We start from the raw sequence: 13,849 nt of genomic DNA, 5'->3' as shown, positions 1-13,849 counted from the left end.
GAAGATAAAAAACAAACAAGGCGGGGGATGGTGTCAAAATGACTGAGCCAAAACAATATCGGGATGATTTATTGGAATGGTGTCAAATAGCTGAGTTAAATTGGGGGAGTATGAAAACAAGGTATTCAAAACTTTGTGATCATGAAAGCTTAAAGGAATGGGAAGACTCCTGTCGACAATTAAAAGCTAAATTACAGGAAGGCATTCAAGCGGACCTCGATGATTATGAAACAGCTAAAAGGTTATATGATCAATTAGTAATGTTTTATCCTGAATCCAACGAGTATAAAGATGAAACGGAAGGTAATATTGACAATCGTTTGGAATATGAAGAGCAAATCCATGAAGAAGGTTTAGAAACAGATTCTCTTCAAGAGGAGAGTGAACTTGAACCAGAACGGAATATCGATATAGTGGAAGGTGAACAATACCGAGAAGAATTGTTGGAATGGAGTCATAACCTTTTTTCAAATTGGAACAGTATGAAACCAAAGTTATCTATCCTTGTTGACAATGAAAGCTTAGAAGAATTAGATAAATTGTACCGTCAAATAACAGAGCAATTACAGGAAGATATTAAACCTTTATACCCTCATTTAAAATCACATGTGTTAAATAGTATTGCTCCTTTTGTAAAATATGGATTACATGAAGCAAAACATACGTCATTTGCACATGCATTACAGGAAGTGGCTGCAATAACCTATTTAATGGGTAATGGAATGGATCCACAAACAGCCTATTTAACGGTTGAATCTTGGGAAATTAATGAGATGTTTTAAAATTGAATGGTTCAAATAGAACAACATCAGGTGCAAATCCATTGGGGTAGCGCCCTTTTTTTATGTGAAAAAACAGATGGAAGTCCTGTATAATCTAAAAAAGAAGGAATTGTATGATAGAGAGAGAATTTAATATCATTATAGTAATATTGAATTTTTTAGGAGGATATATGAAATTTGTTTTGATATTTGGTCCGCAGGCTGTTGGGAAAATGACAGTTGGGCAGGAATTAGCTAAATTAACTGGATTAAAGCTTTTTCATAATCACATGACGATCGAAATGGTTACCCCCATTTTTGACTTCGGTACTAAAGAAGGACAAAGATTAGTTACCTTATTTCGGAAGGAAATATTTGAAGCCGCAGCAAAAAGCAATTTAGAAGGCTTGATTTTTACCTATGTCTGGGCGTTTAACCATCCATCTGATTGGAACTATGTCAATGAAGTCTGTGAGATTTTTGAGTCAAGAGGCGGCACTGTTTACTTCGTCGAACTTGAGGCTGACCTGAATGAAAGACTTGAGCGAAATAAAAGTCCTCATCGACTTGAGCATAAACCTACAAAAAGAAATATTGAATGGTCTGAAAATAATCTAAAGAAGTCATTGGAAAAATACAGATTAAATTCCTTAGAGGGCGAAATTACCAAAGAAGAATATATCAGAATTAATAATACAAACATGAGTGCCGAAGAAGTAGCGAAAGCCATTAAAGACAAATTTCAGTTATAAGTATCGATTAGTTATAAGAAGAGGAGAACATTATGGAGACTAAATTTATCAAATTAACATACCCTGACCAAACGCTTGTAGAGGTATTTAATCGGTGGGATAACGATCCCGAATTAATTCCGCTAACACGACCTAACCAAAACAAGGCTGCATTAGAACGCCGTGATACCATGACCCTGGATGACTTAAAACAAAGACTGGATCACCATCATACATATCTGATTTATCTTGATGACTTATTGATTGGTGAAATGAACTATATGGTTGATCCGAACCATCTCTACAAGAAAGAGGCAGGAACTGCCTGGATAGGCATTACCATAGGAGAACCGGAAGGACGAGGGAAAGGTATCGGGTACCACGCTATCCATTTCTTAGAAGAGGAGATTAAGAATAATGGGTTAAATCGTGTAGAATTGGGCGTGTTTGAATTTAATACACAGGCTCAAAAGCTATATAAGAAGCTGGGCTACAAGGAAATCGGCCGAATCGAGAATTTTACCTATTGGGCTGATAAAATGTGGTTTGATATCCGAATGGAGAAATATTTAGGAGATAATAGTTGATAATCCTGAAGGAAGATGCATTTCATATTGATGGAATGCATTTATTTTTTAGGCTCTGTTAAATTACTTTGTTGATATATAGCCATACCTACTGGTCACTTATGAATGTTATGAGTGCTCGAAATCTTGTTGAATTTAGAATAGTGGTCATTCATAATGGCCATGAGTACCTGAATTCTTATTGAATTCTAAAAAGTGGTCACTCATGAAGACTATGAGTGCCTGAATTCTTATTGAATTCTAAAAAGTGGTCACTCATGAAGACTATGAGTGCCTGAATTCTTATTGAATTCTAAAAAGTGGTCACTCATGAAGACTATGAGTGCCCGAATTCTTACTGAATTCAAAAAAGTGGTCACTCATGAAGACTATGAGTGCCCAAATTCTTACTGAATTCAAAAAAGTGGTCACTCATGAAGACTATGAGTGCCCGAATTCTTACTGAATTCAAAAAAGTGGTCACTCATGAAGACTATGAGTGCCCGAATTCTTATTGAATTCAAAAAAGTGGACACTCATAAAAACCATGAGTGCCGGACATCTTGTTGGAATAGAAAAAACCATTCACTAATAAATTCAGTTGGGACTGAAATCATTCGAAAACAGGGACAGCCTAAATCACAGGTTTATCAAAAACAACAATACATGATAACAAAGCAATTTTTTAAAAAAGGGATGGGAAGAATATGAAAAACCTTGGAGAACTTGATACCCCCACTTTGCTGCTAGACTATCAAAAGCTTTTAAAGAATATACGTGACATCGCTAACTATGCAACAGAACACGGTGTTACATATCGTCCCCATATCAAAACACACAAATCGGTAAAAATTGCTCAGTTGCAGATAGATGCAGGAGCAGTTGGAGTGACGACAGCTAAAATAAGCGAAGCAGAAGTTATGGCGGCAGGGGGGATAAAAGATATCTTAATTGCCTATCCGATATCAAGTCCTGACAAAATTAATCGATTAATAAAGCTTTTACAACTAGGAGTTCAACTGAAAGTATCTGTAGACAATCCTAAATCATTAGGGTATTTACAGAAAGGACTGGAGCATACTCCATTTACTCTGGAGGTATGGATTAAAGTGAACTCTGGGCTCAATCGGTGTGGAGTGGAACCTGGCCAGGAAGCAGTAAGTTTAGCAAAGGCAATTATGACTCATTTAAAGCTTAAACTTGGCGGAATCTATACCCATGCTGGGCATTCTTACGCAGCAAGGTCCTATAAGGAAATCGAAGCAATTGGTCTAGAAGAAGGGTTGGCAGTGGTAGAAAGTGCAAATGAATGTGAAGCGGCTGGAATAAATATTCCTGTTCGCAGCGTTGGGTCAACTCCAACTTACAATATTGCAGGTAAAGTACCAGGAGTAACAGAAATAAGACCAGGTAATGCGGTGTTTTTTGATGGTATTCAAGTAGGTCTAGGAGTGACAAGCGCTGAAAATTGTGCACTAACGCTACTTGCGTCTGTAGTAGGTGTCTATAAAAATCGGATTATTTTTGATACAGGCAGTAAATCATTATGTTTAGATAAAGGTGCCCATGGCAACCAAACAGTCACAGGATTTGGACAAATCGTCGGACACCCTGAAGTGAATATCGAACGCTTATCAGAAGAGCATGGAGTAGGAGTTTTATTACAAGAAACCAATTTAAAGTTAAATGATAAAGTTCAAATCATTCCAAATCATGCCTGTACTGTGGTGAATCAGTTTGATGAATATGTGGTTCATGAAAATGGGCATGTGATTGATAGCTGGAAAGTGGATGCCAGAGGGATGGTAAAGTAGAAGGGAGAAATAAAATGGTGTACCTATTTGTTTTTTTAGCTGTATTCATATTAAGTGTCATTCTTTTTGTATCCATCCATCCAGTGTTTGGAGGTAGACTTCGTAACAGCGACAGAGAACGGTATCGTAATCTTGATTTTTATAACGATGGGAAATTTGTCAATATAACCCCGACAGAGATGAAGATGAGTTTTTTAACTATTCTTTCATTAATGAAGGACTCCTTTACCGGAAAAAATGCTCGTAGACCAAATAAACCAATTCCAATATCTATCGATTGGAAAAAAATAAAGAGTGATAAAGAGAGCTTAACATGGTTTGGTCATTCAACCTTCCTTCTAACGATAGACGATAAAAAAATCCTGATTGACCCGATGTTTGGACCTTCTCCCTCACCGGTTCCTTTTATCGGCAGCAAGCGTTACAGTGAAGATTTGTTATATCTAATTGAAGAACTGCCTTCAATTGATGCAGTCATAATTACACATGATCATTACGATCATTTGGACTATCCATCAATTCTAAAATTAAAAAATAAAGTAAACCATTTCTTTGTTCCTCTAGGAGTAGGGGCACACCTAGTCAAGTGGGGAGTGGGTATTGAAAGAATTAGTGAATGTAACTGGTGGGATGAACTTGATTGGAATGGGCTAAGAATAGCTTCAGTACCTTCACAGCATTTTTCTGGGAGGGGACTGTCTAACCGAGATAGTACCTTATGGAGTGGTTGGGTGATTTGTGGGAAAACCCAACGGATATATACAAGTGGAGATGGAGGATATGGGCCACATTTTAAACAAATTGGTGAAAAATATGGACCCTTTGATCTTACGTTAATCGAGGGTGGTCAATATGATAAGAGATGGGCCGCTATCCATATGATGCCAGAAGAATCCGTCCAAGCTCATCTCGATGTAAAAGGTAAAACCATGATGCTGATTCACTGGGCTGCATTTACCTTGGCATACCATAGCTGGACAGATCCTGTGGAGCGGGCACTAGCTGCTGCACATGAAAAAGGAGTGAAATTAATTGCTCCTAGAATTGGAGAAACAATTTTTCTCGGTGGAAGCCTGCCAACACCTAAATCCTGGTGGAATTCACATACAGCTGACAACTCACTTGAAATTAGGTCGACAATTTAACTAGATAAAGCAAAGGGATTGTCAACTAAATTGACAACGCTTTCTCGGTTCTGTATAGTAGATGTGTAGATTATTATCATTGGAGTGAATCATTTGATCCCAACCTCTGAATTACAAAATTTAGATCTGATTGATCTATTAAGTGAACGACACAGTTTGGTACGAAGAATTTCAGAAAAAGCATGGAACAATCAAAGTGAGATTCATATTTCTAATTCTGAATGGTATATCATGGCTAGGATTTATAAAAAGAAACCTACCATTTCATATATTACAAAAAATGTAGAAATTTCTCGTCAGGCGATACATAAGTTTATTAATAATCTCTCTGAAAAGGGATTAGTACATGTTGAAAATGTAGAAAACAATAAGAAAGAAAAGTGTATCCAATTAACAGCGTTAGGCGAGGAATGTTACGAAAAAAACGAAGAACTTAAAGCACAACTTGAGCTTAAAATCGCTGAAAAAATAGGTGCTGAGCAAGTAAGTATTCTAAGAGAAATATTAAAGCTTGATTGGGATATATAAGGAAAATAGAGAACCCCGCTTTGTTTTAATACAAGGCGGGGGTTTTTTTATTCCATGCCCTTAAATAATTTTCTCGGTAGAACAGTTTAATGAGATATTTCCTTAAATTTTTCGTCAACTAAGTTGATAATAGCTCTAAAAAAATATTTTGTCAACTTAGTTGACATTATGAAAAAATTTTTGATATATTTAGCAAGTTCGTAGGTGGGGGTGGACAATGGGGATTGGATAATGGCTGATAATTGAAATTACGACTATCATTTCAGCACAATAGATGAATATAAGGAGATATTTATGAGTACACAAATTCAAGTTAAAAATCCTAAAACAATGGCGTTTATCTTAATGTTAGGTGCTTTTGCTGGATTATTTGGAGAAACAGCTCTAAACATGGCATTATCTAATATTATGGAACAATTTTCAGTCACAGCTGCAACTGCACAGTGGCTGACAACAGGATATTTATTGGTTTTAGCGATTTTAGTGCCAGTTTCTGCACTATTAATGAAATGGTTTACGACAAGACAATTAGTGATCGGGGGACTTGTAATTTCGCTGTTAGGAGCAATATTAGCAGCATTAAATTTCAGTTTTGGTATTTTATTACTTGGCCGTGTCGTTCAAGCAATCGGTACAGGTCTTTTATTACCAGTTATGCTAAGTGTTATGCTTCTTATTTTCCCAATTCAGAAACGTGGAGTAGTAATGGGGCTTATGGGTCTTGTTATTACATTAGCACCAGCCTTAGGACCAACGCTTTCAGGTGTCATTATTAGTACGTTGAGCTGGCCATATATTTTCTGGTTTAGCGCTATTGCCTATGTATTATTGATCTTGGTTGCTGCAGTGAAAATTGAGAATGTTTCGGAAATCACGAAACCGAAAATCGATGTTCCGTCTATTCTATTATCGACAATCGGTTTTGGCGGGTTAATATTTGCTTTAAGTACAATGGCTGAAGTAGCTATTTCATCACCAAAAGTATGGGCACCGTTACTAGTAGGTGTTATTGCACTATTATTATTCGGAATTCGTCAAAATAATATGGCTCAGCCTATGGTTAATTTACGAGTTTTTAAGTATCCAATGTTTACATTAGGAACATTGACAATGTTCCTTGGTATTTTGATCATTTTATCAACTGGAATTTTATTACCATTGTATTTAAAAGGTGCGTTATTATTCAGTGCGGCAATGGCAGGTTTAATATTACTACCTGGTAATGCTGTTAACTTTATTCTGTCACCGATTGTTGGAGCCTTATTCGATAAAATAGGAGCACGTCGTTTCACCATAATTGGCTTTATCTTTGTTTTGAATGGGAATATCGTTTTTCTCTCTACTATTTCAAGCCAAACACCGGCATCGCAAATCATAGTTGCATTTATGATATTATTCTTTGGATTAACGATGGTCATGATGCCAGCTCAAACAAATGCTATGAATCAATTACCACGTGAGTTATATGCTGACGGGTCAGCTGCTATGAATACATTGAATCAAGTTGCAGGGGCAGCTGGTACAGCAATTGCTATTACGGTATTTACAAGTGGCCAAAGCAGTTATGTATTGGATTTTCCTAATGCTACTCAACCTGAAATACTAGCGGCAGGAATTAAATATGCTTTCTACTTTATTACAGGGATTTCAGTAGTTGGATTAATAGGTTCTTTCTTTGTGAAAAAACCAAGCGCAGTATCGGAAAAGTCTCTTTCTGCTGTAAAAGCGACCGAACCTGTACGCAGTTAGTGATTTTAGAGGTGTCAAATAAAGAAACCATTCGTAAGTATTTTTACGAATGGTTTCTGCTATGATGAAATTATTTTTTTCGAAATATTATGGATAATGTCTCCTCTGCTTAGCACACCAATGACTCGTCCTGCTCCATTCACAACAGGGAGTTTTTTGAAATGATGGCGCGATAATAAACGAATGGTCTTATCAAATTCTTCATCGGGTGATACGAATAGGAGATTTCTTTTAGTCATGATATCTTTTACGGGTGTATCCAGCTTTTCTTGTACTACATCTTCAATTTCTCCATCTTCTATGATATAAACTAGACCAGCAATACCAAGGGGTTTGGGTGCTAGGTAGCGTAATACGTCTCCATCTGATACCATACCTACCAAATGACCTTTGTCATCAACAACTGGTACTCCGCCAATTCGATTTGAATTGAGTATATCTAGCAATTCTTTGACAGTATCCGAAGGTTTTACAGTAAAAACTTTTGTAATCATGAAGTCTCTTACCTGCATTATAGGTCCCTCTTTTCATGTTGCAATCGCATACATCCTTTATCTAACAATATCTTAACACAAATAAAACTCTGTTCTCTAATAAAAATTATATGTCGATTTTGCGCCATAAAGGGTATTTTTGATAAGGAGTAGGTATTGTCAAGTATTACTATTTTTCTTTTTGAACAGTATAATCAAAGGATGGGAGTTGAGATTAATGAATGCAAAAGATATCGCTAATATACGGAAGCAATTTAAGTTAAACAACAATCTCATGCAAATTAGAGAGATTTTAAATGTTTATGTTCAGAAAGAATCTGGTGAAATCTACCATTCTGTCATTTCACCTTTTGAATTGTTGGACCAGGAGTCACAAGAGTTATTTTTGGTGAATTTCAAAAAGGTTTTGACTGGTAATCTTGATGCCAAACTATTTGAGTTGAAATTTCAAAGGGATGTGGAAGATAGCACTCAAACAATCCTTTTCGATGGATTGCAGGCGTCGACTACGGATGATTGGATTGAAAACATGCACCAAATCGTGGGTAAGATGTTCGCTCATACTGTTTATGAATTTGATACCGTGGTGACGTTCATTCGAGGAGAGTATAGAAAGGCGACCAAGAAACGCGATCAAGAATCTGAAGAAGGCGGGGATGATGAAGTTTATTCTAACGAGTTTATTCTCTGTAGTCTTAATAAAACGGACCAGCCGAAAAGAGCCTTGGTGTTTGATTATGTTGAAAGAGAATTTAGATCGAATAATGCCTTTGATCCAATCATTAATTTAGCACAACCTTTGTCAGGCTTTTTATTTCCTGCTTTCAATGACAATGCTGCTGATGTGAATCATATCCTTTATTGTGCAGGAAAAGCGAATCAACCAGATGAGTCTTTTATCGAACAGGTACTTAATTGCGAAGAAATTATTACAGCATTAGAGGAAAAGGACAGCTTTGAAATCATTCTTAATAAAGTGATCGGTGACAAAGTAGAATCCCAGGTCATTTCGAATGTCTATGAGGAAATTGATAGGGTGGTTCAGGAGAGTAAAGAAAATGAAGAAAGTGAAGCGCCTATGTTGGATTCGCGGGATATCGAACGCATATTAACGGTCAGCGGTGTTGAAAATGTAGATACTGCCAAAGTGGAACATGCTTTCAAAGCAATCTTGGATGATGAAAAACATGAACTGAAAGCGAGCAGTTTACTTCCTAAAACAATAAAAATTGAAACAAAGGTTGCAAATTTATCTCTTAGCCCGATGGACTTGAAACATGTAAAATATATTATGTTCCAAGGGAAACGTTGTCTAATGTTGGAAATTGATGAAGATGTAGTAGTGGAAGGATTCACATTAGAATCAGAAATCGTCTAAGGATTAACGCTTGCCAGGATCCACAATAATGTGTAAGTTGGTTTTCTACGTTGGTAGGAACCAACTTTTTTGTATATCGCTCAACTTGTTAGCTTCGTTGCTAATTTGGTATCATTTGTTTAGGTGATTAACTTGGAACAACTGATAAGCAAATGTTGGCAAATGAATAAAGCCTTTCAAATAGGTGTACAAGCAATAGATGATAAATTGAAGACAATCATACATATTGCCGATGATAATGAACCCTTGATGGTAATTGAAGCCCGTAAAAGAATGTTAGTCGAGGTACAAAAAGAATTAGTGCAGGCAACGAAAGATAGTTTTTGTTATCAAACCGATCCTTTTCAACAATCGTATTTAGCAGTACCTATACACGAGGATGAACAGTATAGGGGGATGGTGGTCGTTGGACCATTCCTAAATGAACCGATTACTGACCATATGATCTGGAATGTGATAAAGGACAACAATCTTGAGAATAATTGGTTGAAACCATTAGAAACCTATTATAAATCATTACCATTGTTAGCACAGTCCTACTTAGCAATTGGTGATTTGTTAGTAAATATAATGATAAACCCTCATGTTAAAGCTCAAATTCTTGCCTCTAATAAGAGTGGTGAGCATTATCGTCTTGATGTCGAGCCTGAGGACTATGACCAGAATGGCTTCGAAATCATACAAAGGTATGAGGCAGAAAAGAAATTATTGCACTTCATAGAAATCGGTGATAAAGAAAATGCAAAGAAAGCCATGCTTGACCATCATGCAGGAGACTTTTTATATCGAGTGCCAGGGAACCCATTGCGAGCGAGAAAAAATATTACCTTTTCAGGTAATACCATGTATAGGATAGCTGCTGGAAACGGCGGTGTTGAACCACAATACTTACATGCCATTTCAGAAAAATTTGCGCTTAAGATCGAGTCAGCAGTGACTATGTCCGAATTAAATACGATTGACGTTAGTATGATAGATGAATATTGTGAGGGAGTTAAAAATTTCGCTATCAAAGGGTATAGTCCTGTAGTAAAAAAAGCATTAATGTATATAAATCTTCATTTTTATGAATCGATTAACTTGCAATCCGTTGCAGATGAAATAGGATTTAATCGAACATATCTCGCGAAAAAATTTAAAACAGAAATGAATCTATCGGTGATAGATTATATCCAAAGAAAGCGAATCGATGAAGCAAAGTTTCTAATAAAACTTGGTAGGTTATCGATAACAGAGATTGGATTGCAGGTGGGTTTTACCAGTTATAATTATTTTTGTAAAGTATTTAAAGAAATAACAGGTATGACTGCTACGGAGTATAAACAAAACAGACAATTAGAAAAAGAGGCACATGCATAAGGCATTGCCTCTTTTTTATGTTAGAAATGAAAATCTTCAATTTTTATAAAGTATTAAATAAATTTTATAGATAGTTGCAATTTTATATAAAAGACAACAATATTGGGTGTGAAAGCCTCTTCAAATTGCTAATATTAACTGTAGGGGATTTAAACAAGTTTAGGGGGCAATACATTGGAACGTAATCAGAAACAACCGAAATTAGAAGTTAGAGTTAAAAATATCATCGAGATCGATGGGTTAAAATTTAAAGATTTAAATAATAGTGGGAAACTAGAACCCTATAAAGATTGGCGCTTAAGTCCGAAAGAACGAGCTGAGAACTTAGTTTCTTTGATGAATACCGATGAAAAGATTGGCATGATGCTGATTAATACGCGTAAAATGGGTCTTTCCCAAGAAGATAAGAGTAAGACAAGTCATGATGGAGTGCTTGATGAAGCAATCGTTGAAAAAGGTGAAAACATCTTTGCGGTGGGAAAAATATATGGAACGACGCATACGATTGAAAATATGCATTTACGTCACTTCATTCATCGAGACAACCATAGTCCAGCACAAATGGCAGAATGGATCAATAAAATGAATGAAGTAGCGGAGGGAACTCGTCTGGGGATTCCTTGTTTAATCGCTTCTAATTCACGAAATGAAAATGGTGAATCCATTTTTGGTATGAATGATGCGGTTGGAATTTTTTCAACTTGGCCGGGTACTTTAGGGCTTGCTGCTGCAGTGAAAGGTGATATCAAAAATGGCGGCGATGCATCACTTATTAGCGAATTTGCTAAAATTGCGCACGATGAGTGGGAAGCTACCGGAATTAGAAAAGGTTACATGTATATGGCTGATACCGCCACTGATCCTAGATGGCAGCGGACATATGGTACATTTGGAGAAGACCCTGAATTTATTTCAGAGGTGATTGGCCGTATCATAGACGGATTCCAAGGAAAAGAGTTAGGGGAACACAGTATCGCCATGACCACTAAACATTTCCCAGGCGGAGGTGCAAGGGAAAATGGATTTGATCCTCACTATGCAGAAGGAAAATGGAATCTATACCCAACCCCTGGAAGTTTAGAAAAATATCATTTACCGCCATTTAGAGCTGCGGTCGAACATGGAACTTCATCCATTATGCCTTATTATTCAATACCAAGTATAAGTAAAAGTGTGGTTCAAGAATTCGAGGGTGAAGACATTCCTTTCGAAGAGGTCGGCTTTACATTTAATCAGTATTTCTTACAACGTATCCTTCGTGAAGGACTTGGATTTAAGGGCTATATCAATAGTGATAGCGGCATCACAAATAAAATGTCCTGGGGTGTTGAAGATAAGACTGAGGCTGAGCGTTTTGCTAAAGCAATCAATGCTGGGACCGATCTTGTTGCGGATACCAATGATATTGAAAACTTGAAAGTTGCAATCGAAAAAGGTTGGATTAGTGAAAAGCGTATTAATGAAGCGAATGTACGACTTCTTACTGAAATGTTTACATTAGGATTATTTGATGATCGTACGTATGTTTCTCCTGAGCAAGCGACTGAAGTGGTTAGTAATCCAAAGCACTGGGAAGCAGCTTATGAAGCGCACAAAAAATCGGTAACGGTTCTAAAAAATTCAAATGGTACATTACCTTTACGTGCTGAAGAACTTACGAATAAGAAGGTTTATGTAGAAGTTTTCCATAAGGATCAAAAACTTGCAACTACGTATACTGAACAAGCACGGAAAGAATGTCAAGAACTTGAGATGTTTACTTTAACAGAGAACCATGAGGAAGCAGATTTTGCTATTTTGTTCTTGCAGCCAAAATCCGGATCTTATTTCAATGCCACACCTGGACTTTTAGAACTTGAATTATGCGAAGATAAAACGATCACAGCGTTAGATGGCAGTACGTACCAAGAAACTACCTTGAGTAATTTGGCTCGTCTAAAGGAAGTCGCAGATAGCGTCCATGTTCGTGGGGGAAAGGTAATCATCAGTGTAAATGTCACATTGCCATGGATTCTTGGAAATGCAGAACCTTTAGCAGATGCATTGATTGCAGGTTACGATACGTTCTTTAAGCCACAATTTGAGGTAATCGCAGGGGGGTTCCAACCTGTGGGAGTCCTGCCACTAACATTGCCAGCAAGTGAAGAGGTAATTGCTGTTGATGAAGATGGTTATTGTGTGTCACCAAACGATGTACCTGGCTATGACAAAGACAAGTATATGCCTGAAGGTCTTTCATATGCTTATAAAGATAGTGATGGAAATGTCTATAAACTTGGTCATGGATTATCATTTTAAATCGTAATATTTCTTAAGCTAAGGCGAAATGCCTTAGCTTTTTCTCATTGCCTAGACTACTTAAGACAAATTGTACAAGGTGCGAAAGGGGACCTAGGGAATATGGACTAACAATCGATTCATATATATGGGAGGGAAGTGTAAAGTTAAGGAGGGACAACATGGCAGTAAATCAGATTGTTGCTCGGTCATTAGACGAAATAAAATTTTGGTCTAGGATTATGAAAGAGCATGCTTTATTTTTAAGTCTTGGGTTTACGTATGAACAGAAACAATTGATTGAGGAAGCACAGCAGTTTATGGCTTTATTTGAGAGGATTGAGGAAAAGTTATCTAGATTTACGGTGAATTCAGATCCACGTCAAGTTCAGGCTTTGAATACGGAGGTTTATCAAGCAGCCGCATCGATTTATGGATATAAAAGGAAAATATTAGATTTAACTCTTCGATGTCAAATTAGACACAATAATTACCCTTTATTAGTAGATCATATAAGCAGGGAAGCAGCTTATTTTGCAAATCGGTTAAAAGAATTAAATGAAGGGAAATTAGCACCGACACCAGATGCAGTAATTGAAGAAAATGTATTTTTCTTGAAGATTATGGCTGACCATGCTAAGTTCATTGGACACCTTTTAGATCCTTCAGAAAGAAAATTAGTAGATCAGGCGAGAGAGTTTAGTAATGATTTTGATCAATTGTTGTTCCAGGCAGTTGATTTGGATTATATGCGCCCACAATCTGAAACCCAACCTATCCTTAGCCAATTTTTAAATCAAAATAAAGTATCTGTTGCCTCCTTAAGAGATTTCAAGAAAACTGCAAGAGACTTAATAGAAGAATGTCGTATTAAGAGCAATATACATCCTCTCCTAGCTGACCATACATTTAGGGAAGCTTCAAGATTCTTAGAAATCATCGATATGTTTGAGGCTAGTCTGAGTAAAACTTAAAAAACAATAAAAACAAACCTTTCACTTAGCACAGGTGGAAGGTTTGTTTTGTTCTTATTTGTTCATTTGGAAA

General features: G+C 36.7%; 12 protein-coding genes. 11 read left to right on the top strand and 1 reads right to left on the bottom strand.

The window, feature by feature from the left end; translation table 11 throughout:
• Positions 1-38: 38 nt before the first annotated feature.
• From QUG14_RS05640 to QUG14_RS05610, 7 genes are all read left to right on the top strand, one after another.
• Entirely contained in the window at positions 39-782 is a 744-nt protein-coding gene (locus tag QUG14_RS05640; RefSeq protein WP_289339544.1) for a hypothetical protein, read from the top strand.
• Between the two features lie 170 nt (positions 783-952).
• Positions 953-1,513, top strand: a complete 561-nt coding sequence (locus tag QUG14_RS05635) for an AAA family ATPase (RefSeq protein ID WP_289339543.1) — start codon at positions 953-955, stop codon at positions 1,511-1,513.
• Positions 1,514-1,545: 32 nt separating this feature from the next.
• Positions 1,546-2,079 carry a GNAT family N-acetyltransferase gene (locus QUG14_RS05630; protein ID WP_289339542.1) on the top strand — a complete coding sequence of 178 codons (534 nt, stop codon included), beginning with the start codon at positions 1,546-1,548 and terminating at the stop codon, positions 2,077-2,079.
• A 686-nt stretch (positions 2,080-2,765) separates the two neighbouring features.
• Positions 2,766-3,872, top strand: a complete 1,107-nt coding sequence (locus QUG14_RS05625; protein WP_289339541.1) for a D-TA family PLP-dependent enzyme — start codon at positions 2,766-2,768, stop codon at positions 3,870-3,872.
• A 14-nt stretch (positions 3,873-3,886) separates the two neighbouring features.
• Positions 3,887-5,017, top strand: coding sequence for an MBL fold metallo-hydrolase (locus QUG14_RS05620; protein ID WP_289339540.1), 1,131 nt, complete (start codon positions 3,887-3,889; stop codon positions 5,015-5,017).
• A gap of 93 nt (positions 5,018-5,110) precedes the next feature.
• Positions 5,111-5,545, top strand: a complete 435-nt coding sequence (locus tag QUG14_RS05615; protein WP_289339539.1) for a MarR family winged helix-turn-helix transcriptional regulator — start codon at positions 5,111-5,113, stop codon at positions 5,543-5,545.
• A 294-nt stretch (positions 5,546-5,839) separates the two neighbouring features.
• Positions 5,840-7,294 carry a DHA2 family efflux MFS transporter permease subunit gene (locus tag QUG14_RS05610; RefSeq protein ID WP_289339538.1) on the top strand — a complete coding sequence of 485 codons (1,455 nt, stop codon included), beginning with the start codon at positions 5,840-5,842 and terminating at the stop codon, positions 7,292-7,294.
• 59 nt (positions 7,295-7,353) lie between these two features.
• Here QUG14_RS05610 and QUG14_RS05605 read toward each other — a convergent pair whose 3' ends face one another.
• A complete protein-coding gene (locus QUG14_RS05605) occupies positions 7,354-7,806 on the bottom strand; it encodes a CBS domain-containing protein (protein ID WP_289339537.1) in 453 nt (150 codons plus the stop codon).
• 199 nt (positions 7,807-8,005) lie between these two features.
• On the opposite strand from QUG14_RS05605, the gene QUG14_RS05600 reads away from it, so the two are divergent.
• From QUG14_RS05600 to QUG14_RS05585, 4 genes are all read left to right on the top strand, one after another.
• On the top strand, positions 8,006-9,166 hold the full coding sequence (locus QUG14_RS05600) for a DUF4317 domain-containing protein (protein WP_289339536.1): 1,161 nt from the start codon (positions 8,006-8,008) through the stop codon (positions 9,164-9,166).
• A 132-nt stretch (positions 9,167-9,298) separates the two neighbouring features.
• Positions 9,299-10,525 (top strand): helix-turn-helix domain-containing protein, encoded by a 1,227-nt coding sequence (locus tag QUG14_RS05595; protein ID WP_289339535.1) that lies wholly within the window; start codon positions 9,299-9,301, stop codon positions 10,523-10,525.
• A gap of 174 nt (positions 10,526-10,699) precedes the next feature.
• Complete coding sequence (locus QUG14_RS05590) at positions 10,700-12,823, top strand: glycoside hydrolase family 3 protein (protein ID WP_289339534.1); 2,124 nt, start codon at positions 10,700-10,702, stop codon at positions 12,821-12,823.
• Positions 12,824-12,984: 161 nt separating this feature from the next.
• Complete coding sequence (locus QUG14_RS05585; RefSeq protein ID WP_289339533.1) at positions 12,985-13,776, top strand: DUF2935 domain-containing protein; 792 nt, start codon at positions 12,985-12,987, stop codon at positions 13,774-13,776.
• The last annotated feature ends 73 nt before the right edge of the window (positions 13,777-13,849 follow it).

The organism is Neobacillus sp. CF12, from assembly GCF_030348765.1.
In the GTDB taxonomy this organism is placed as follows: domain Bacteria; phylum Bacillota; class Bacilli; order Bacillales; family Cytobacillaceae; genus Neobacillus.
Note: the sequence above shows the minus strand (reverse complement) of the source record. Positions and strands in the feature narration are given on the sequence as shown.